This is a genomic window from Mycobacterium sp. IDUB_39 (assembly GCF_055419205.1).
The window spans coordinates 179,946-199,528 of the sequence record NZ_JBVAXF010000005.1 but is presented as its reverse complement, the minus strand read 5'-3'; the positions used below and the strand labels follow the sequence as shown (position 1 = coordinate 199,528).

Here is a 19,583-nt window from a genome sequence, read left to right as displayed (position 1 = left end):
TCACTCACCTCTCTCGACCAGCGGGCCACCGGGCGCGTTGTGCGGGTTCGGTGTGAAGCGCACGTCCGGAATCATCGTGTTCGGATCTCGTCCCCAGGCCTGCTCGAGTGCCCGCAGCATGCCCGATACGCCGGTGCCCGAGAGGAACCCGTTGTCGACGGCGGACAGCGTCAGGTCCACGTTGAGCGACACGTTGATGTAGTCGCCGCGGATGGCCTTCGGCACGTTCTCGATGCTGAACGGCGCGGTGCCGATCATTTTCAGCGCACCGAGCAGGTACGGCGATGCCTTACCGAGCTGGGTGAGCGGTCGCTGCAGGTTCTGCAGGTTCTTCTGGATGTCCGGGTTCGCCTGCGACAAAGCGTCGTCGGTGGCGTTGCTGATCCGACCGAGCGCGGTCACCGCGTCGGCGAACAGATCCCGCGTCTCGGCGAAGTGCTTGATGAGCGGCGGGAACTCGGTCAGCACGCGGTCCAGGGTGTCGTTGCGCTGCGCCACGATGGCCAGCAGCCGGTTCGTCGAGTCGATGGCGCGGGTGATGTCCTGGCGCTGATCGTTCAGCTCGGCGGTGAACGTGTCGAGCCGGTTCAGGAACTCGCGGATCTGGTCACCGCGGCCCGTGAGGATATTGCTGATCTCGGTCTGAATGACTTCCAGGTTCGGGATGCCGCCACCGGTCAGGATGGTGCCGATGCTGGCCAGCGTCCGTTCCGTGGTCGGGAATGACGATGAGTTCTGCAGCGGGATGGTGTCACCGCTCTTGAGCGGCTGACCCGACGGATCCCTCGGCGGGTCGAGTTGCACGTGCTGGCTGCCAAGGAGGCTGGTCTGCCCGATCGCCGCCATGGTGTTCGACGGCAGGTTCAGACCCGGCTGGACGTCCAGCGTGAGGGTGGCCACCCAGTTCTTCAGCTCGATGGCACGCACGGTGCCGACGAAGACATCGGCCACCCGGACCCTGCTGTTGACGTTGAGCGCCAACGTATCCGGCATCTGGACGTAGAGCGTCATCTTGTCCGCGCCGGTACCGGGTCCACCCGGCAGCGGCACGTTGGCGATGCCCTGCCAGCCACACGAGGTCAACACCACGGCGGCGGCCGACAACGTCGTGACGCGCTTGACGATCCGTCCCAGCGTCACCGACCCCACTGCCTTCCTCATCCTCATCAGCCCGCTCCTGCTTCAGCGGGCAGCGGTGGCCCGGCCGGTGCCGGTGCCGCTACCGGTGCCGGTCCGGCCGCCGGTGTGATGGCTCCCAGCGGATCGCCCGCGAGGACGCCCGGTGCGGGTAACGGCGGCGGTCCCGGCTGCGGGTACCACGGCGGTGGCAACGGGTTGTTCTCCGTGTAGGCGTTCGGCGGCCCAGGCAGCTTGCCGTTGGGCTGCACCCCGAATGCCGGCGGCGCGGCGGGGATCGGCACGTCGGGTCCACCCAGCAGTGCCGAAAGCGATTCCGGCGTCAGCATGTTCGCGGTGAACGGCTGCACGTCGACACCCTGCATGCCCGGCGCGACCACCCAGCCCGGCTCGTGATTGCCGTGCGAGAACAGGGTGTCGCGGCTGAAGATGCCCGGCACCGTCGTGTCCTTGTAGCCCGGCGGCGGCTGCAGCCGCGGCTCGGAGTACGCGATCTGCTTGGGCAGCGTCATCGCCGTGCTGACCTGGTTGAGGCCGAACGGCGGATGGTTGAACTTGGTCGCGTCGAGGATCGGCGCCAGGTACTCGGCACACAGTTCCGCCGACTCCTGGTACCCCAGCCGGCTACCGGCCTGGATCGAGCTGCAGAGGAACTGCATGGGATTGGCCCAGTTGTTGATCACCGGCAGACCCACGATGCCGCCCGCGTTCGGCGAGCTGATGTTGACGATGTTCGCCGCCAGGTTGGGGTACACGTGTAGGCCGGTCTCGAGACCCTTGAGGGGCTCGGGCTGCAGGATCGCGTTGGTGACCTCGGCGAGGTTGTTGACGTCCTTGGTCAGCACGGACGAGTTCTCGTCGAGGAAGCCGCGCGTCGTGGTCAGCAGCTGGTTGAGATCGTTGAGTGCTGTGGCGACCTCGCGGTCGGTGTTGGTGAAGGCGTTGGTGAACGTCGCCAGGTCGTTGTTCAGTGCGACGAACTGCTGATCGCTCTTGTGCAGCGCGTTGACGAACAGCGCGAGGCTCTTCACCACGCCGAAGAAGTCGCCGCGGCCCGTGTTCAGCGTCGTCAACGCCTCGGACAGGCTGTTCAGCGTCTTGTTGATCTCCTGGCCCTTGCCCTGCAGGCCGTCGGAGAACGACTCGATCACCTCACCGAACGGCCCCTTGGGCTGCTCCGGAGTCGGCCCGAGGTCGACCAGGATGCGGTTCAGCGAGTCACGCAGTTCGTCGTACTCGACCGGCACCTGGGTGCGGTCCATCGGGATGACCGCGCCGTCCTCCATGACGGGGCCGCCGGTGTAGGGCGGGGCCAGCTGGATCGTCCGAGACGCCACCAGGCTCGGGTTCAGTATCGACGCCGTCGCGTTGGCGGGCACCTTGTACTTCGAGGCGTAGTGGAACGTCACCTTCATCTTGTCGCCGGCGGGCTCGATCTTGTCGATCTGCCCCACTCGCACGCCCATGATCTGGACCTTGTCACCGGGGTACAGCGCCAGCGTCTGCGGGAACTCGGCGACCACGGTGTTGGTGGTCAGCTTCCTGTACAGATTCCAGCCCACGAAGGCGATGACGAGCGCGAGGACCACCGCGATGACCCCGACGATGACTGTGCCCTTTGTCAGCGCAGGCAACTTCATGTTGCGGACGTTGAAGATCGTTGACATCAGCTATCCCCCTATCCCTGGGATCCGGGCGGGAGGAAAGGCGGGTTGCCGGGCAGCGGCGCACCACCGCCGCCGACCTGCGGTCCCGGGCCGGGAGGCGGCGGGGGACCGACGAGTGCGGGCGGCAGCGGCGACGTGCCGTCACCCTGCAGCGATCCGGGGGCGATGTATGGATCGGACGGGCCGGGCGTGACCGGAACCGTCCGGGCTCCGGGCGGACCTGGCGCGAACGGAGCCGCCGGGATGCCGTGGACCGGCGGTGCGTACTCGCCGGGGAACGCCGAACTCGGCACGCCGGGTGCCGGTGGCGGTGCATCCGGATTGGGCGGTGCACCAAGAACATTCGGCGGTCCGTAGGTGTTGGCGCCATACGGGTTGGGACCGAACGGCCCGTCGGTGGCCTGTGCACACGGCATCGGGTTCTGCGGGGTCGGGAAGTTCCCGGCCGCAGGCGCGTAGGAACACGGCGAGCCCGCGATGACGGCCGGGCCGGGATTCTCGGGCGTGCCCTCCAGCGGCATCGGGGCCTGCGGCGGTGCACCGTTGGGGAAGCGCTGGCCGTTGGGGTCCGGGTACCGGAACTCGGGCAGGCCCGCGTTGCGCCAGAACTCGTTGGGATCGATGCCGCGCTTCTTGAACGCTGCGTCGACCCACGGCTGAATGATCTGGAATGGCAACAGGTTGACCAACATGACCTTGAAGTAGGGACCCGACGCGATGGCCTCGGCGAGCGCTCCGGTGAACTTGCTCAGCGTCGTCAGGACGTCGACCAGGTCGTACTTCCGCTGCACCAGGACATCGCTGATCGTGTTCAGCTGTGTCAGCACCTTGTTGAGGTTGGGGTTGTCGTCGATGAAGCCCTTCACCTGAGCCGAGAAGTTGCCGACGCGCTCGAGCAGCTGGCTTACCGCGTACTGACGCTCGTTGACCGCCGCCAGCAGGAACTGCGCATTGACGAGGAGATCGTTGATCTGCTCGCTGCGGTTGCCGAGCACGCCGGCGATCTTGTTGGCGTTGGCGAGCAGCGACTTGATGTCCTCGTCGCGCTTGCCGATCGTGTCCGAGAACCGGGCGACACCGTCGAGCGCCGCGCTCAGCTGCGGGGAGGTCTGATCGATGGTCTCGGACAGCACGTTGAGCGACCGCTTCACGGTCTCGGTGTCCCAGCCCGACGCCGCCTTGGTGACGTCGAAGAAGGCGTCGTAGATCTGATAGGGCGTGGTGGTCTGGCCGAGCGGGAGAATTCCGTTGGCGGCCAACACCGTCGAGCCCTTCGGCGTGATCTCCAGGTTCTTGCGACCGAGGATCGTGTCGGTGCGGATCGCGGCGTGGCTGTCGGTGCCGACCCGCGTGCCGTCGAGCGAGTAGCCGATGACGACCTTGTCGCCCTCGATCTCCATGCTGCGGACCGAACCAACGTCGACACCCGCGATGCGGACCTTGTCGCCCGGGTTCAGGCCGCCGGTGTCGGAGAACTGGGCGTAGTACGTCGGCGTCGCGAAGATCATCGGCACGCTGGCGAAGCTCTGACCGACACCGATGATGAGCGCCAGGATGATGATGCCCATCAACCCGTTGCGGATGCGATTGTCGCCTTCGATGCTTCTCATTGGGGCGTGCACCTACCGGTCGGCTGCGACGTGATCTTGACGGTGCGGACGGGTCCGCCGGGCTGAAGTCCGTTGAGCTTCAACGAGATGTCACATGCGTAGAAGTTGAAGAAGTCGCCGTAGATGCCGCCCGCGCGTCCAATGATCTTCAGCGCGTTGGGGATCTGAATCAGTGTGTCGTTGAGCTGCTGCTTCTGATCCACCAGCGGCTGCTGAATGATCTCGAGGCTCGTGACGGTCTTCTGGAGCAGCGGCCGGTTGTCGCCGAGCAGGTCAGCCACCGAGCCCGCCGCATCGCTGATGTCGGCCACCGATGTCGCGATCGGATCGGCGCGGTTCTTCAAGCCGGTGATCAGCTTCTCGAAGTTCTGCACCGTGTCGTCGAACTGCTGCTGATGCTTCACCGTGGTGTCGAGCACGGTGTTGAGGTTCTTCACCACCTCGCCGATGGCCTGGTCCCGGTCGGCCAGCGCCGACGTCAGCGATGCCGTCTGGTTCAGGATGTCGTTGATGGTGCCGCCCTGGCCCTGGAAAATCGTGATGATCGACTGGGCGATGTTGTTGACCTTGTCGGGATCCAGCGCCCGGAACAACGGCCGGAACCCGCCGATCAGCGCGTCGAGATCGAGCGCCGGTTCGGTCTGCGTGTCGGGGATGGTGCCACCGGCGGGCAGCCGCTGCTCGTCGTCACCACGCTTGAGTTCCAGGTAGCGATCACCGATGAGATTCAGGTAGCGAATGGAGGCGCTGGTCCCCTTGAAGAGCTCCAGCGAGCGGTCCACGTTGAAGTCGATGCGCACCCTGTCGCCGCCCTCGAGGAGTTCGACCTTGTCGACCTTGCCGACCTCCACGCCCGACGCGCGGACGAACTGCCCGGCACGAAGACCGCTGGCGTTCTTGAAGATCGCCGAATAGCCGGTCGTGCGGTCGAACCGCATCTGTCCGAACACCACGATGATGATCGCGGTGAACATCAACAGCACCAACGACATGGCGCCGAGCTTGATAGCTGTTCCGGTGATTCTCATGGGTTGATCGTGTTCTCCCCGATCTGGCGTCCCCAGACGTATTCGATGGCGATGGGCTGACCCAGTTCGATGTGGTTGTAGGGCGCGATGCTGGCGCCGGTGTCCATCACCAGGTACGGCTGCGGCCACAGGTCACGGGTCACGGGCTGCCAGCAGCCGGGCCTGCCCTCGGGGCCACCCTTGGCGTTCACGCGCGGCAGGTTGTCCGGGTAGACGTAGGGGTTGGCGGCACCGAGAACCTCGGAGTGGGTGTTGAGCGAGTAGCCGTTGCCACCGAGCGACGAGGCGACCTTCGGCTCGACGTCGTGGAAGTTGCGGATTGTGCAGAACAGCATCGGGCTGTACTCGTCGAGCAGGGCACCGGTGGGCACCAGGTCAGCGGCACCGCGCACCAGGTACGGGCCGCCCTTCTCGAAGATCTCGCCACCGGTGTTGCCGAATCCGACCGAGGCCATCAACGCCTGATCGACGTTGTCCTGCTGCTCATTCAGCGTGCGGGCTGTCGTCACGGCGTTCTCGAGACCGTCGAACAGATCGGGTGCGTTGTCGGCGTAGACCTCGGCCAGGTCAGCCAGCGCCCGGTTGTCCTCGCGGATGCGGGGCATCTGAGGGTTGATGTCGGCCAGAATCGTGTTGGCGTTCACCAGGGACTCACCGAACCCGTTGCCCAGGCCGTCGAGCGCCTGCGCCGTGGCGCTCAGCGTCTCGTTGAGCTTGATCGGGTCGACCTTCTGCGCCACCGACACCACGGTCTCGAACAGCGTGTTGAACTCGGTGGTCACCGATGACACGTCGATCGGGGTGGAGCTGCTGACCCGCTGCGGGCTGGGGTTCGCCGGCGTCGAGAACGCGATGTACTTGTTGCCGAACACCGTGCTGGCCTTGATCTCAGCGTCGACGTTGGACGGGATGAGGCCGACGAACTTGCGGTTGACGTCGAGCGTCACCTTCGCCCTGGGCTCACCGTTGATGTCGACGGCGTCGATCCCGGACACACGCCCGATCTCGACCCCGTTGTACGTCACCTTGGACCCGGGGTCCATCGACAGACCCGAGCGCGACGAGATCAACGTCAGCTTCTCGGGATTGTTGAAGTCGCCGCGGAACTGCATCCAGACGAGCGTGACGACGACGGCGAAGACCAGCAGGAGCACCAGGCCCGCGATCTTGTAGGGCGGCGTCCGAGGCGCATTGACCGGTGACTGCGTCTGATTGGGTGCGGTCATCGCGTCACACCGTCAGGTTGAAGTTTGCGTTGGTGCCATACAGCGCCAACGAGGCGAACAGGACGACGAGCACGATCGCGATGAGTGAGGCGCGCATCGAACGGCCCACGGCCTCACCGACACCCACCGGACCGCCGCTGGCGTAGAAGCCGTAGTAGCAGTGGTTGACCATCACGATCACCGAGATGATGATCGCCTGCACGAACGACCAGGCCACGTCGTCGGGCCGCAGGAACGTGCGGAAGTAGTGCTCGTAGGTGCCGGTGGACTGCCCGTAGAACAGCGTCGTGGTGACCTGCGCCGACAGGAACGACATGATGATCGCCATCGCGTAGAGCGGGATGATCACGACGAACCCGGCCATGATGCGCGTCGACACCAGGTAGGAGATGGACTTGATACCCATCACCTCGAGCGCGTCGATCTCCTCGCTGATCCGCATGGCGCCGAGTTCGGCTGTGGCGCCGGCGCCGACGGTGGCGGCCAACGCCTGTCCCGCGACGACGGGCGCGGCGATGCGGACGTTGACGAGTGCGGCGAAGAAGCCGGTGAACGCCTCGACACCGATGTTGCCCAGCGATGCGAAGCCCTGGATGGCGATCAGCGAGCCGCCTGAGAGCGTGACGAAGCCGACGATCGCGACGGTGCCACCGATGACGGCCATAGCGCCTGTGCCCATGCCGATCTCGGCGATCAGCCGCAACATCTCACGGCGGTAGTAACGCAGCGCGTGGCCGATGGAGCCGACGGCGGTGACGATGAACCACGCGATGTGCCCGATGCTGCCCAGCGCCCGGCCGGGCGCGCCGGCCAGGCGCTCACCCCGCGAGACGGCCCGCGGGAAGCGGGAGCGAACGACGGCAGAGGTCGACATGTCAGCGCCCCGTTCCGAATCGGACGCCGATGGTGGTCAGCACGACGTTGACCGCGAACAGCGCGATCACGCACAGCACCAGCGTCTCGTTGACAGCGGTCCCAACACCCTTGGCGCCACCGGAGACCGTCAGGCCGCGGTAGCAGCCGACCAGTCCGGCGATCAGCCCGAAGGTCATGGCCTTGACGACCGAGATGAGCACCTCGGGCAGGCCCGTCACCAGAGTCAGTGTCGAGACGTAGGCGCCGGCCGAGATGTTCTGAATGTAGACGCCGAACACGAAGCCGCCCACCAGGCCGATGGTGATGACGGCGCCGTTGAGAAGGAACGCGACGAACGTCGAGGCGACGACGCGCGGAACCACCAGACGGTGGATCGGGTCGATGCCCAGCACTTCCAGCGCGTCGATCTCCTCGCGGATCGTGCGGGCGCCGATATCGGCGCAGATGGCCGTGGAACCGGCACCTGCGACGACGAGCACCGTCACCAGTGGCCCGAGCTGGGTGACCGCACCGAGTGCCGCACCCGCTCCGGAGATGTCAGCGGCGCCGAACTCGGCGAGCAGGATGTTCAGCGTGAAGATGATGAGGACGGTGAGCGGGATGGCGACCGCGATCGTGGGCAGGAACGCCACCCGCATCAAGAACCAGCCCTGAAGGATGAACTCCCGCCACTGGAATGGCCGACGGAAGAGTGCCTTGGCCGTCAGTACGGTCATCTTGACGAAGCCGCCGACTGCCTGCAATCCAGGCCTGACCTGGTCTCTTACGTAGCCGACCAGGCCCGTTTGCTGCGCCGTCACAGGCAACCTCGCCGGGTGCAGCCGCCATCGCTGCGGCGGATCGGAGAAACCCGTCGCACTCGTCCTCCTAGCGTCGGCCCCGACTGTGTGATGTCCGTCTCCCTACTCGCGGGTAGTAAGGCGGACCACAGGACTGTACCCGATAATTGGCGGCCGTTGCACGCCATCCGCAGGATTGCGGGTTCGGCCGCTGGCAAACTCATCGACACTGGTCAGGACTCCGCGGGCGTTGCAGAACCCGTTGGAGCAGAGGTACTTTCGCCGGCGTCAACAGAGTCACCGCGACCGAAGCGCTCTCTCAGTTCCGTCTTGAGAACCTTGCCTGCGGGGTTTCGCGGGAGCGCATCGACGATCTCGAGCACCTTCGGGTGCTTGTACCTCGCGAGGCGCTCGGTGAGAAATTCGTCGAGATCGGCCAGCGTGAAGCCGGACGCCGGGGCAGCGCCGAGCGCGACGACCGCCAATGGCACCTCGCCCCACTTGGCGTGCGTCCGACCGATCACGGCGACCTCGACGATTGCGGGATGGGCCGCCAGGACGTTCTCCACCTCGGCGCAGTAGATGTTCTCCCCGCCGGAGATGATCATGTCCTTCTTGCGGTCGACGACCCAGATGTAGCCCTCGTCGTCCTGGCGGACGAGATCACCGGAGTGGAACCAGCCGCCGTGGAATGCCTCGGCCGTGGCCGTCGGGTTGTTCCAGTAGCCGGCCATCAGCGTGGGTGCGCGGTAGACGATCTCGCCGACCTGACCGACGGGTACGTCGTTCATCGCCTCGTCGACGATGCGGGCGGATACGGTCGGGATGACCTTGCCGACCGAGCCGAGTTTGCGAATCGCGTCCTCGCCCAACAACATACAGGTCACTGGCGACATCTCGGTCTGTCCGAACGCGGCGAGGATCTGGGTGCCGGGGAAGGTCTCCGCCATATCGCGAAGCAGGGTGTCCGATGCCGGGGCCGCGCCCCACGACAGCACCCGCAGTTTGAGCTGACGGGGGTTGGCGCGCTGCGCGGCACAGACCGCCTGCCACTGGGCGGGTACCAGGAAGATTCCGGTCACCTGCTCCTCGGACAGCACGCCGAGCAGCGCGTCGGGGTCGAACGCCCCCAGCGGGTAGAGCACCGTTGGCCGACCGAGGAGCAGGCCTGAGATCATGTTGCCGATGCCCGCGATGTGGAACAGCGGCACACCGATGAAGCCGACGTCGTGGTTCAGATCGGCACCACTGGTGAAGAGGAATGTCATGCCCTGGCCGGCGATATTGGTGTGCGTGAGCACGGCGCCCTTGGGCTGTCCGGTGGTGCCCGAGGTGTACATGATGAGCGCCGGCGAGTCATTGGGAACGTCGACGACCGGTGGCGGTGCGCCCCCCTCGGTCAACACGTCCTCGTAGCCGAGCACGTCGTCGTCGGTGGCACCGCCGGCGACGATCACCGTCGCGAGCGTGGCCTCGAGATCGCGCACGGCCGTCGCGACAGCCGCCAGCACCGGTTCGGTGATGACGACCGCGGCCTCGCAGTCAGTCACCAGGAAGGCGATCTCCGGTGGCGTCATGCGGAAGTTGACGGGTACCGCGATGGCGCCGATGAGGTTGGCGGCGAGGAACGTCTCGATGAACTCGGTGCGGTTGAGCATCAGGATCAGCACGCGGTCGCCGAACCCGACACCGCGCCTGCTCAGCGCACCCGCGAGCGCCGTGACGCGACGATCCAGATCACGCCAGGTGGTCGTGTGGCCGAGAAACCGCAACGCCGCGGCATCCGGCTGCATCAGCGCGTGCCGGGCGAGTTGGGTGTTCCAGTTCTGCCTGCGTGCCAGGTAGGGCTGCTCGGCGGGGTGGGCAGATGTGGCAGGCGAGGCGCTCAACTGTTGGTGCTCCCTGGATACCCGCGGCGCGGGTTGCGCCGCTTTGATATTTGATAAAACATGGTGTTGCCCCGGTCACACTATGGCCTCGGCGGCCCAGGGACAACCCCTCACCGGACGACTGACAGCAGCAATTGTCAACGGGGAAACGGAGCGGCGTGAAGGCCAGCAGATCGCGCCCCTCCTCGGGCCGGGTGGTCCGTCGCGAGCAGCTCTCCGACGAGGTCGCCGCGCATCTTCGCGCAGGCATCATGTCGGGCACCCTGCGGCCGGGAACGTTCATCAGACTCGACGAGACCGCGGCCGAACTCGGGGTCAGCATCACGCCGGTGCGCGAGGCGCTACGGACGCTGCGCGGCGAGGGCATGGTGGCGCTCGAACCCCACCGCGGGCACGTGGTGTCCCCGTTCACCCGCGGCGATATCGAGGATCTGTTCTGGCTGCAGGCCACCATCGCCACCCAACTGGTGCGCTCGGCGGCCGCTCGCATCACCGACGAGGAGATCGACGACCTCGAGCGGCTCGCCGCCGAGACTGCCGAGGCCATTGACGACGGCGACTCCGATGCAGTGGCGTCGGCGCACTTCGCCTTCCGCAGGGCGGTCAATCACGCCGCGGGCCGAACCAAGCTCGCCTGGTTCCTGCTGCACGCGACGCGCTACCTGCCGTCTCGCATCTACGCCGATGACGCGTCATGGGGCGCCGCCGCAGTGGCCAATCACCACGAGTTGATCGCGGCATTCCGCCGACGCGACGCCGACGAGGCCGTGCGGCTGACCCGCGATCAGTTCGATGACGGGGCGCGGCGTCTGACCGCCCGCCTCGACGAACTCGGGCTGTGGACCTGACCTAGCCGGATTGATTCCCCGACGCCAACTGCTCGGCCCGCGTCTTGAGATTTCCGGCCAGGTGATCGAGCGCGTCGTTGACGACCTTCTTCACCATCATCGCCGGCACCGGCATCGTGACCTCGACGTCGAGGTCGACCGTCAGCAGCGTCGTGGGTCCCATCTCGACGACGGCGAAGACCTGCTCCTGCTTGGAGAACAGATCTCCCTGCTGCATGACGGTCTGGATCTGGCTGGCACTCGGGTAGTAGACGGCCTGGATGTAGGTGCCGTCCATGCCCTGCACCGAGGTGTCCAGGCGCAACTGGCTCGGCCGACCGTCCTCGTAGCGGGCCAGAATCCAGCAGCCCTTGATCTCCTCGTTCCACTCCGGATAGGCCTCGAAATCCGCGACGATCCCCATGATCGCCTCAGCGGGGGCCGACACCTCTACGGTCTTGCTCACCAACGGCATCGGGCGAGCATATCGTCGCCACACAGACACGATGGAGGCCGATGAACACCCCGATCCGGATCGCAGTCCTTGACGACTACCAGAACGTCGCGCTGAGCATGGCCGACTGGTCACCCGTAACGGCGCGGGCGACCGTCACCGTCTTCGCCGACCACGTCTTCGACGACGACGAACTCGTCGCGCGGTTGGCGCCGTTCGACGTGGTGTTCGTCATGCGCGAGCGAACTCCGTTGCCCCGCAGCATCCTCGAAAGGCTCCCCCGACTGCGGATGATCGCCTCCACGGGCAACGTCAACGCCTCGATCGACACGGAGGCGGCCGCTGACCTCGGCATCCACGTGAGCACGACGGGTGGATCCATCGGATCGACCGTCGAGCTCACGTGGGCGCTCATCCTGGCCGCCGCGCGTCACCTCGTCGCCGAACGGCAGTCGGTGGCGGAGGGGGGCTGGCAGACCACAGTCGGTCGCGAGCTCGATCGTCGAGTGCTCGGCGTGCTCGGCCTCGGCCGCATCGGCACACGGGTGGCACGCGTCGGCGCGGCGTTCGGAATGGACGTGGTGGCGTGGAGCCAGAACCTGACGCCCGAGGCGGCGGCCGAGGCCGGCGCCCGCTACCTGCCCCGCGAGGAGTTCTTCGCCACCGCAGACGTCGTGACCGTCCACCTCAAGCTCAGCGAACGCTCCCTCGGTCTGATCGGCGCCAATGAACTCGCGGCGATGAAACCTTCCGCGCTGCTGGTCAACACGTCACGTGGCCCCATCGTCGACGAGGGCGCGCTGATCGAGGCGCTGCGCTCGGGCTCGATCGCCGGCGCGGGGCTCGACGTGTTCGACGTCGAACCCCTGGCCGCCGATCACCCGCTTCGCACCATGGCCAACGTGACGGCCACACCGCACATCGGCTACGTCGCCGACCGTCCGTACCGGATCTTCTTCCGCGACGCCGTCGCGGCCATCACCGAGTGGCTCGACGGGCAGGCCTAGCCGTCAGATCTCGGCGGTGGCGAGCAGTGTCCGGACGGCCTCCGGGATCGGGACGGGTCGGCGGGTGGTCCTGTCGACGTAGACGTGCACCCAGTGTCCGACCGCCGCAACGGATGCCTGCTCCGACTTGTCGAACAGTGCGGTCCGGTAGGTGACGCTACTGGTGCCCAGTCGGGTCACGGCGAGCCCGACCACCAGCGGGTCGGGGAACCTCAACTCCGCGAAGAAGCGGCAGCCCGACTCGGCCACGACGCCGAGCCACGGCGCGGTGACCGGGTCCACGTCGACGCTGGTGTTGATCCACGCATTGATCGCGGTGTCGAACAGCTCGTAGTAGACCGCGTTGTTGAGGTGCCCGAACATGTCGTTGTCGGTCCACCGCGTCAGCACCGGCCAGTGCACCGGAAAGTCGCCAGCGCGCAGCGATCGTTCGTCGACGCTCATCGCGTCAGTCTGTCAGGCAGGGCACTCTGGAGGTCATGAGAATCCGGGGAGCCGTTCTCGAACGCATCGGAGCACCGCGGCCCTACGCCGAGTCGCAGCCGTTGAGCGTCACCGATCTCGACCTCGCACCGCCAGGCGCCGACGAGCTGCTGGTCCGCATCGAGGCGGCCGGCCTCTGCCACTCCGACCTGTCGGTTGTCGACGGCAACCGGGTCCGGCCCGTGCCGATGCTGCTCGGGCACGAGGCGGCGGGCGTGGTCGAGGCCGTCGGCGCCGCGGTCGGCGATATCGCGGTGGGGCAACGGGTGGTCATGACGTTTCTGCCGCGCTGCGGCGACTGCCGTGCATGTGCCACCGACGGACTCGCCCCGTGCAGCGCAGGCAGCGCGGCCAACGCGGCAGGCACGCTACTCGACGGTGATGTGCGCCTGACCCGCGACGGCACCACCGTGCTGCACCACCTCGGCGTCTCGGCGTTCGCCACCCACGCCGTCGTTGACCGGCGATCGGTGGTCCCCGTCGACGACGACGTGCCGCCCGTGGTCGCCTCGCTGCTGGGGTGCGCGGTGCTGACCGGCGGCGGCGCGGTGCTCAACGCCGGCCAACCGCGACCCGGCCAGACCGTGGCGATCGTCGGAATGGGCGGTGTCGGCATGGCGGCGATGATCACGGCCCTAGCCCACGATGACGTACGGGTCGTGGCCGTCGATCAGGTGCCCGAGAAGCTCTCCCGGGCCATCGAACTCGGCGCCCATGCGGCGTATGCGCCGGACGACGTGGGCGATCTCAAGGCCGAGGTGGCGATCGAGGCAGTCGGCCACCCAGCAGCCCTGGACGCGGCCCTCGCCTTGACCGCACCCGGCGGGCGGACGGTGACCGTGGGGCTGCCGCGGCCCGACGCCCGAATCAGCGTGTCCCCGTTGAGCTTCGTCGCCGAGGGCCGGTCGTTGATCGGCAGCTACCTCGGCTCGTCGGTGCCGGCACGCGACATTCCCCGGTTCGTCGAGATGTGGCGCGCCGGGCGCCTGCCCGTCGAGTCGCTGGTGTCGTCCACGATAACGCTCGAGCAGATCAACGAGGGTATGGACCAACTGGCCGACGGGCAGGCGGTGCGCCAGATCATCGAGTTCTGACTAGAACCAGTCGTCACGCATCTCGAGCGTCGTGTGATCCATGCTCTCGAGCAGCTCGAATTGTGGTGCGGTCCTTGGCAGTTCGTAGCGGAAGAAGAACCGCGTCGCCTGCCGCTTGCCGTCGTAGAAGTCGCCATCGCGACCGTCGGCGGCGAGGAACTGCTCCAGCCAGATCCACGCCACCACCACGTGCCCGAACGCCTCGAGGTAGACCACGCTGTTGGCCAGCGCCGCCTCGACGTCGCCGGAGGCGAACATTCCCGCCGTCACCTCGAGCAACCGGTCCCAGGTGGCGTCCAGTGCGGCGGCCAGGCCGGCGGCCTCGCCCCCGAGGGCCGTCGCCTGCGCCAGGGTGGTCTGCACCGCGTTGCCAAGCGCGGCCAGGCTCGCACCGCCGCGCTGGGTGACCTTGCGGCCCAACAGGTCCAGACTCTGGATCCCGTGGGTCCCCTCATGGATCGGGTTGAGCCGGTTGTCGCGGTAGTGCTGCTCGACGTCGTACTCGCGGGTGTAGCCGTAACCGCCGTGAACCTGGATGGCCAGGTCGTTGGCGGCCAGGCACCACTGCGAGGGCCAACTCTTGGCAACCGGGGTCAGGATGTCCAGGAGGTGCGTCACGCGCTCCGCCTCGTCGTCGGACTCGGCCGTCTGCGCAAGGTCGATCAGACGCGCGCAGTACAGGGCCAGGGCCAACCCGCCCTCGACATATGCCTTCTGCGCCAACAGCATTCGCTTGACATCGGCATGCTCGACGATCGGGACCTGCGGCGCGGACGGATCCTTGGCCGTGGGCGGCCTGCCCTGCGGGCGCTCCCGCGCGTACTGCAGTGACTTCAGATAGCCGGTGTAGCCCAACGCGACCGCACCCATCCCGACACCGAGCCGCGCCTCGTTCATCATGCGGAACATGTAGGTCAGGCCGCGGTGCGGCTCACCCACCAGGTAGCCGACGGCACCGGGCTGCCCGCCGGGCTGGAAGGTTCCGTCGCCGAAGTTGAGCACGGTGTTGGTGATACCCCGTTGGCCCATCTTGTGATTCAGTCCCGCTAGCGCCACGTCATTGCGCTCGCCAATCGCCCCGTCGCGCTCCACCAGGAACTTGGGCACGATGAACAGCGAGATGCCCTTGGTGCCCGCCGGTCCGCCGGGAATCTTGGCCAGGACCAGGTTGATGATGTTGTCGGACATGTCGTGCTCGGCGCCCGAGATCCACATCTTGGACCCGAACAGCCGGTAGGTGCCATCACCCACCGGCTCGGCGCGGGTGGTGATATCGGCCAGCGACGACCCCGCCTGCGTCTCCGAGAGCGCCATCGTGCCGAGGAACCGGCCCGCCAGCATCGGCCGGACATAGGCGTCGATCTGCTCCTCGGTGCCGAAGTGCGCGATCAGGTTGGCGTTGGCGACGGTCAGCATGACGTAGCCCGACGTGGACACGTTGGCTGCAGCGATCCACGCGAAGGCTGCCTGTGCCACGGTCACCGGAAGCTGTGCACCGCCGAGGTTTTCGTCGGCGGTCATGCCGATCAGGTCGGCGGCGGCGAACGCGTCCAACGCCTCCTTGACCTCACCGATGACGGTGACGCCGGTGCCGTCGAAGGTCGGCTCGTTGGCATCGCTGGTCTTGTTGTGCGGGGCGAAGTACCTGGTCGCCAGCTGCTCGCACAGGTCGAGGACACCGTCGAACGTCTCGCGGGAGTGCTCGACGAAGCGGGCACGTTTGGTGAGGTCGTCGACGCGCAGCCACTCGTAGAGCAGGAAGTCCAGGTCGCGGCGCGACAGAATCGTTGACTTCATCGACAGCAGGTCACTCGTTGGCCGCGCTGGTTTGGCTGACGTCGATCCCCAGTGGGGACTCGACGCGCACGGTCTCGTCCTTGATGAGGCCGCGCAGTAGCGCGGTGCTGAACTCCACCGCGATCTCCTGGGCGCTGCGCCGACCCTGCGGCCGCAGCCAACGGTAGGCGCCCAGCGTCATGCCGATGTAGCCCAGCGCCAGTACATGGGAGTCGCAGTCGTAGAACTCACCGCTGGCGATGCCACGGTCCATGACGTCGCGGACGTGCTCGTAGACGGTGGTCTCGGATGTGCGGATGTAGGCCACCTGCTCCTCGGTGAACCACTCCGTGATGTAGGGGCCCTCCTGGAAGTAGACGGCCGCACGCTCGATGTCGCTGGCGATGCCGACCAGCAGTCGCCGGGTGAAGTTGTAGAGCGTCTCGCGCGCCGTCGCCGTCGGGTCGTCGTGCAGGGCGCCGACGGTGAAGTCGGCGGCGCTCTTGTAGATGTCCCAGAGGATCAGCGACTTGCTGGCGTAGTAGTGGTAGACCGTCGCCTTGTTCAGGCCGACAGCGTCGGCCACGTCGTCCATGCGGGTGCCGTGGTAACCACGGGCGGCGAAGAGTTTGGTGGCTACCGCGAGCAGTTCTTCCCGGCGGGTCAGACCGTTCGCGGACGGTTCCTTGGACGTTAGGGACATGGCGACTCACTATATGCAGGCCGGGGCGCTCCCCGGGGATCAATCAACTGGTTGGCCAGTCTATTCAGTCGGCCCAATCCTCTGTCCGTGAACGGGGCCCGGGGGTTAGACTGCGGACAACGACGTCACTGCTGGGAGGCTTTTCACATGGATCCGAGTCCGGATTACGACGCCAGTGACGAGATCGAATATTTCTTCCAGTGGCTGCCCTGGGGCCTGCGCGGGGTCTACCCGCCGCCTGCCTATCCTCCGGTGTAGCGACTCGACGGCACACCACTACCAACGCAGTGTTCGGAGGCTCCGAACACTGCGTTTGGCGTTGCACGTCGTTTGAAGCTGGATTTCGTTTGATACCGCGCGTCAGGCCGCCGCGGCCTTGACCGCGCGGCCAACCTCCGCGCGCAACCGGGTGTACTCCGGTGAGCGCCGCAGTTCGTCCGGATCGACGCCTGTGCGCGGGAGGTCGACGGGCAGGTCGAGAGCCACCTGACCCGGCCGCCGCGTCAGCACGACGATGCGCGAGCCGAGGAACGCCGCCTCGTCGGCACTGTGTGTGACGAACACCGTGGTGCGTCCGGTCTCGGCGCTGACCTGGCGGACGTCCTCCTGTAGCCGTTCGCGGGTGAGGGCGTCGAGCGCGGCGAAGGGCTCGTCGAGCAGGAAGAGCGGGGTCTCTGCGGCCAGCGCACGCGCGATCGCCACACGCTGCTGCTGTCCCCCGCTGATCTCCCAGATCTTGCGGTCGGCCGTTCCCTCGAGCCCCACGCGCGCCAGCAGCTGGTCTCGGCGCTCGGTGCGCCGATTACGCGGCACCTTGGCGTACTTGAGCGCCAGGTCGACGTTGCCGCCGACCGTGCGCCACGGGAACAGCCTCGGCTGCTGGAACACCACCCCCGCGGTGACGCCTGGGCTGGGCGCGTCACCAGCGATCTCGACCTCGCCCGCGGTCGGCTGCTCGAACCCGGCGATGAGGCGCAGCAGCGTGCTCTTGCCGCAGCCCGACGCGCCCACCAGGACCAGAAACGCGCCCGGCTCGATATCGAGATCGACCGGTCCGAGCGCTGTCACGTCGCCGTAGCGGTGCGCCACGTTGTTGATGCGCAGACCACCGCGAACGACGGGGACATCACTCGGTGAGGACACCGGGCAGGCCCTTCGTGTAGATAGCGTCCTGGAACGTCTTAAGTGGTGCAGCCGTGGGGATTTGGCCCTGCTCAGCGAGGAACTCCGATGCGCTCTGCAGGTTCACGGCGATGTTGCCGACGGCCCCCTCACTACCGAGCCACTCCGGGGATGCCACCTGCTGCGGCGTCAGGTAGACGCCCTGCTTCAGCTGTCCCGCAACGTCTTCGGGACCCAGGCCGATCTCGGCACCGATGGCCTTGGCAGCCGCGTCCGGGTCGTCGGAGATCAGGTTGAGCGCACGGGCCTGCTGCTGACGCCAGGTGTCGACGACCTCGGGATGCGCCGAGGCGAACTCATTGGCCACCACGGCCAGGTCCAGCGTCGGCTTGCCGTCCTTGGCCAGCTGGCGGCTGGTGATCAGGTCCTTGCCCGTCTTGCGCAGCTGATCCAGGGTCGGCAGCCAGGTGTAGGCGGCGTCGATGTCACCGCGCTCCCAGGCCGCCAGAATCGCTTGCGGCTGAAGATCGATCAGCGAGACGTCCTTGGGCGTCAGGTTGTTCTGGGCCAGCGCCGCCAGCAGGCTGTAGTGGGCGGTCGACGCGAAGGGCGTGCCGATGCGCTTGCCCCTCAGTTCGGGGATCGAGTTGATACCCGACTCGTTGCGAACCACCAGGGCCTCGTTGTCACCGGCGACGTCGAGCACGAACGCGACGCTGTACGGGATGTTCAGCGGTGCGGACAGGCCGCGGGCCACCGGGCTGGAGCCCAGCGCGCCGAAGTCCAGTTCCTTGGCGATGAACGCGGTGTTGACGTCGGCGCCGGAGTCGAACTTGACCCACTTGATGTTGTAGTCGGGCAGCGCCTCCTCGAGCCACTTGTTGTTCTTGACGATGAGGTCACCGCTGGGGAACGTCTGGTATCCGAGTCGCAGCGTCGGCTTGCTGGCGTCCGATCCCGAGTTGTCCACAGCGCAGCCGGCCAGGGCCAGTGTCGCCACGGCGGTCGCCGCGATCAGCGCTTGAATCCTGCGGATCCTCATATTTTTCCTCTCCAGGGGACGGCGCGCCGTTCAGCGGCACGAAGTAGACCGTCGATGACCAGGCCCGAGAAACCGATCGCGAAGATGCCGACCAGGACCACGGGGGTGTTGTTGTAGTTGCTCGCGTCCTTGACCAGGCCACCGATACCGGGGATGCCGTTGAAGAGCTCGGCGGCCACCACCGACGAGTAGGCCATGCCGACGGCCAATCGGATGCCGGTGAACGTCTCGGGCAGCGCCGATGGCACGACGACATCGCGGATCACCTGGATGCGGGTGGCGCCAAGCGCACGCGCTGCCTCGGTCAGGCCGACCGGCGCGGCGACGACGGCCGCCGTGGTCGCCACCGCCGCAGGAGGCAGTGCCGCCAACGCCAACAGCGTGATCTTGGGGGCCTCGTCGATGCCCAACCAGATGACCAACAGGAAGAAGTAGGCCAGGGGCGGCAGGGCCCGCAGGAACGTCAGCCACGGCTCGAGCACGCTGCGCACCCAGCCGACCGAGCCCATCACCAGCCCGAGCAGCACGCCGATGCCGACACCGATCACCACACCCACCAGCAGCCGGCGCAACGTCATGTAAAGGTGTTCGGCCAGTAGGTAACCCGCGTATCCGCGCACCCCGTCATGTGTTGTGGAGACGTCGACGAAGGCTCGCCATACGGTCGCCGGGTACGGCACGAAGGTCTGGTTCCAGACACCGCTGGCCGCGGCTAGCTGCCACACCACCCCGAACGCGACCACTGACAGCAGGGGCAGTGCGGCACGGGTCAACCGGCCGCGCCACCGGTTGGTGGCTGCCGTGGCGGCCGGCGAGTCGACATGCGACTCGTCGGGGGTGATGTCGACGAAAACGGACACGGG

19 protein-coding genes are annotated in these 19,583 nt (G+C 66.8%); 4 read left to right on the top strand and 15 right to left on the bottom strand.

What is annotated here, in order from left to right:
- The 8 genes from ACZY0X_RS19640 to fadD5 all read right to left on the bottom strand — a co-directional run bounded on the left by ACZY0X_RS19640 (nucleotide 1) and on the right by fadD5 (nucleotide 10,212).
- A complete protein-coding gene (locus tag ACZY0X_RS19640) occupies nucleotides 1-1,161 on the bottom strand; it encodes a virulence factor Mce family protein (protein ID WP_354523092.1) in 1,161 nt (386 codons plus the stop codon).
- A 5-nt stretch (nucleotides 1,162-1,166) separates the two neighbouring features.
- On the bottom strand, nucleotides 1,167-2,804 hold the full coding sequence (locus tag ACZY0X_RS19635; protein WP_463772765.1) for a virulence factor Mce family protein: 1,638 nt from the start codon (nucleotides 2,802-2,804) through the stop codon (nucleotides 1,167-1,169).
- 11 nt (nucleotides 2,805-2,815) lie between these two features.
- Complete coding sequence (locus ACZY0X_RS19630; protein WP_463772763.1) at nucleotides 2,816-4,414, bottom strand: virulence factor Mce family protein; 1,599 nt, start codon at nucleotides 4,412-4,414, stop codon at nucleotides 2,816-2,818.
- Nucleotides 4,411-5,442: a virulence factor Mce family protein gene (locus ACZY0X_RS19625; RefSeq protein ID WP_354522834.1), complete on the bottom strand. Its 1,032-nt coding sequence runs from the start codon at nucleotides 5,440-5,442 to the stop codon at nucleotides 4,411-4,413. The genes ACZY0X_RS19630 and ACZY0X_RS19625 overlap by 4 nt, the downstream gene beginning before the upstream one ends.
- A complete protein-coding gene (locus ACZY0X_RS19620) occupies nucleotides 5,439-6,668 on the bottom strand; it encodes an MCE family protein (protein WP_354522835.1) in 1,230 nt (409 codons plus the stop codon). Before ACZY0X_RS19620 ends, ACZY0X_RS19625 begins: the two co-directional genes overlap by 4 nt.
- Nucleotides 6,669-6,672: 4 nt before the next feature.
- Nucleotides 6,673-7,542, bottom strand: a complete 870-nt coding sequence (locus ACZY0X_RS19615) for an MlaE family ABC transporter permease (RefSeq protein ID WP_354522836.1) — start codon at nucleotides 7,540-7,542, stop codon at nucleotides 6,673-6,675.
- A 1-nt stretch (nucleotide 7,543) separates the two neighbouring features.
- Nucleotides 7,544-8,344, bottom strand: a complete 801-nt coding sequence (locus tag ACZY0X_RS19610; protein WP_241402477.1) for an MlaE family ABC transporter permease — start codon at nucleotides 8,342-8,344, stop codon at nucleotides 7,544-7,546.
- 212 nt (nucleotides 8,345-8,556) lie between these two features.
- The gene (fadD5, locus tag ACZY0X_RS19605; protein ID WP_463772760.1) at nucleotides 8,557-10,212 is read right to left on the bottom strand and encodes a fatty-acid--CoA ligase FadD5; all 1,656 of its coding nucleotides are present in this window, start codon (nucleotides 10,210-10,212) and stop codon (nucleotides 8,557-8,559) included.
- Between the two features lie 158 nt (nucleotides 10,213-10,370).
- Here fadD5 and ACZY0X_RS19600 point away from each other — a divergent pair, with 158 nt between their 5' ends.
- On the top strand, nucleotides 10,371-11,060 hold the full coding sequence (locus ACZY0X_RS19600) for a GntR family transcriptional regulator (protein WP_463772758.1): 690 nt from the start codon (nucleotides 10,371-10,373) through the stop codon (nucleotides 11,058-11,060).
- 1 nt (nucleotide 11,061) lies between these two features.
- Here the strand turns inward: ACZY0X_RS19600 and ACZY0X_RS19595 are convergent, their stop codons facing one another.
- A complete protein-coding gene (locus tag ACZY0X_RS19595; RefSeq protein ID WP_463772757.1) occupies nucleotides 11,062-11,514 on the bottom strand; it encodes an SRPBCC family protein in 453 nt (150 codons plus the stop codon).
- 41 nt (nucleotides 11,515-11,555) lie between these two features.
- On the opposite strand from ACZY0X_RS19595, the gene ACZY0X_RS19590 reads away from it, so the two are divergent.
- Complete coding sequence (locus ACZY0X_RS19590) at nucleotides 11,556-12,500, top strand: D-2-hydroxyacid dehydrogenase family protein (protein ID WP_463772755.1); 945 nt, start codon at nucleotides 11,556-11,558, stop codon at nucleotides 12,498-12,500.
- A 3-nt stretch (nucleotides 12,501-12,503) separates the two neighbouring features.
- On the opposite strand, the gene ACZY0X_RS19585 is transcribed toward ACZY0X_RS19590, so the two are convergent.
- On the bottom strand, nucleotides 12,504-12,944 hold the full coding sequence (locus tag ACZY0X_RS19585; protein ID WP_463772754.1) for an acyl-CoA thioesterase: 441 nt from the start codon (nucleotides 12,942-12,944) through the stop codon (nucleotides 12,504-12,506).
- A gap of 35 nt (nucleotides 12,945-12,979) precedes the next feature.
- Here ACZY0X_RS19585 and ACZY0X_RS19580 point away from each other — a divergent pair, with 35 nt between their 5' ends.
- Nucleotides 12,980-14,077 (top strand): alcohol dehydrogenase catalytic domain-containing protein, encoded by a 1,098-nt coding sequence (locus ACZY0X_RS19580; protein WP_463772753.1) that lies wholly within the window; start codon nucleotides 12,980-12,982, stop codon nucleotides 14,075-14,077.
- Here ACZY0X_RS19580 and ACZY0X_RS19575 read toward each other — a convergent pair whose 3' ends face one another.
- A complete protein-coding gene (locus ACZY0X_RS19575; protein ID WP_463772752.1) occupies nucleotides 14,078-15,874 on the bottom strand; it encodes an acyl-CoA dehydrogenase in 1,797 nt (598 codons plus the stop codon).
- A 10-nt stretch (nucleotides 15,875-15,884) separates the two neighbouring features.
- Complete coding sequence (locus ACZY0X_RS19570) at nucleotides 15,885-16,556, bottom strand: TetR/AcrR family transcriptional regulator (protein ID WP_463772750.1); 672 nt, start codon at nucleotides 16,554-16,556, stop codon at nucleotides 15,885-15,887.
- Between the two features lie 147 nt (nucleotides 16,557-16,703).
- On the opposite strand from ACZY0X_RS19570, the gene ACZY0X_RS19565 reads away from it, so the two are divergent.
- Entirely contained in the window at nucleotides 16,704-16,814 is a 111-nt protein-coding gene (locus tag ACZY0X_RS19565) for a hypothetical protein (RefSeq protein WP_463772749.1), read from the top strand.
- A 102-nt stretch (nucleotides 16,815-16,916) separates the two neighbouring features.
- Here ACZY0X_RS19565 and ACZY0X_RS19560 read toward each other — a convergent pair whose 3' ends face one another.
- The 3 genes from ACZY0X_RS19560 to ACZY0X_RS19550 are packed head-to-tail and all read right to left on the bottom strand — an operon-like array spanning nucleotide 16,917 to nucleotide 19,580.
- Entirely contained in the window at nucleotides 16,917-17,699 is a 783-nt protein-coding gene (locus ACZY0X_RS19560) for an ABC transporter ATP-binding protein (RefSeq protein WP_463772747.1), read from the bottom strand.
- Nucleotides 17,683-18,720 carry a taurine ABC transporter substrate-binding protein gene (locus ACZY0X_RS19555; RefSeq protein WP_463772745.1) on the bottom strand — a complete coding sequence of 346 codons (1,038 nt, stop codon included), beginning with the start codon at nucleotides 18,718-18,720 and terminating at the stop codon, nucleotides 17,683-17,685. Before ACZY0X_RS19555 ends, ACZY0X_RS19560 begins: the two co-directional genes overlap by 17 nt.
- A complete protein-coding gene (locus tag ACZY0X_RS19550; RefSeq protein ID WP_463772743.1) occupies nucleotides 18,717-19,580 on the bottom strand; it encodes an ABC transporter permease in 864 nt (287 codons plus the stop codon). Before ACZY0X_RS19550 ends, ACZY0X_RS19555 begins: the two co-directional genes overlap by 4 nt.
- Nucleotides 19,581-19,583: the final 3 nt, after the last annotated feature.

Bases quoted from the DNA above. Each gene is read 5' to 3' on its own strand.
- ACZY0X_RS19640 (WP_354523092.1), bottom strand. From the start codon at position 1,161: ATGAGGAAGGCAGTGGGGTCGGTGACGCTGGGACGGATCGTCAAGCGC.
- ACZY0X_RS19635 (WP_463772765.1), bottom strand. From the start codon at position 2,804: ATGTCAACGATCTTCAACGTCCGCAACATGAAGTTGCCTGCGCTGACA.
- ACZY0X_RS19630 (WP_463772763.1), bottom strand. From the start codon at position 4,414: ATGAGAAGCATCGAAGGCGACAATCGCATCCGCAACGGGTTGATGGGC.
- ACZY0X_RS19625 (WP_354522834.1), bottom strand. From the start codon at position 5,442: ATGAGAATCACCGGAACAGCTATCAAGCTCGGCGCCATGTCGTTGGTG.
- ACZY0X_RS19620 (WP_354522835.1), bottom strand. From the start codon at position 6,668: ATGACCGCACCCAATCAGACGCAGTCACCGGTCAATGCGCCTCGGACG.
- ACZY0X_RS19615 (WP_354522836.1), bottom strand. From the start codon at position 7,542: ATGTCGACCTCTGCCGTCGTTCGCTCCCGCTTCCCGCGGGCCGTCTCG.
- ACZY0X_RS19595 (WP_463772757.1), bottom strand. From the start codon at position 11,514: ATGCCGTTGGTGAGCAAGACCGTAGAGGTGTCGGCCCCCGCTGAGGCG.
- ACZY0X_RS19590 (WP_463772755.1), top strand. From the start codon at position 11,556: ATGAACACCCCGATCCGGATCGCAGTCCTTGACGACTACCAGAACGTC.
- ACZY0X_RS19585 (WP_463772754.1), bottom strand. From the start codon at position 12,944: ATGAGCGTCGACGAACGATCGCTGCGCGCTGGCGACTTTCCGGTGCAC.
- ACZY0X_RS19580 (WP_463772753.1), top strand. From the start codon at position 12,980: ATGAGAATCCGGGGAGCCGTTCTCGAACGCATCGGAGCACCGCGGCCC.
- ACZY0X_RS19575 (WP_463772752.1), bottom strand. From the start codon at position 15,874: ATGAAGTCAACGATTCTGTCGCGCCGCGACCTGGACTTCCTGCTCTAC.
- ACZY0X_RS19570 (WP_463772750.1), bottom strand. From the start codon at position 16,556: ATGTCCCTAACGTCCAAGGAACCGTCCGCGAACGGTCTGACCCGCCGG.
- ACZY0X_RS19565 (WP_463772749.1), top strand. From the start codon at position 16,704: ATGGATCCGAGTCCGGATTACGACGCCAGTGACGAGATCGAATATTTC.
- ACZY0X_RS19555 (WP_463772745.1), bottom strand. From the start codon at position 18,720: ATGAGGATCCGCAGGATTCAAGCGCTGATCGCGGCGACCGCCGTGGCG.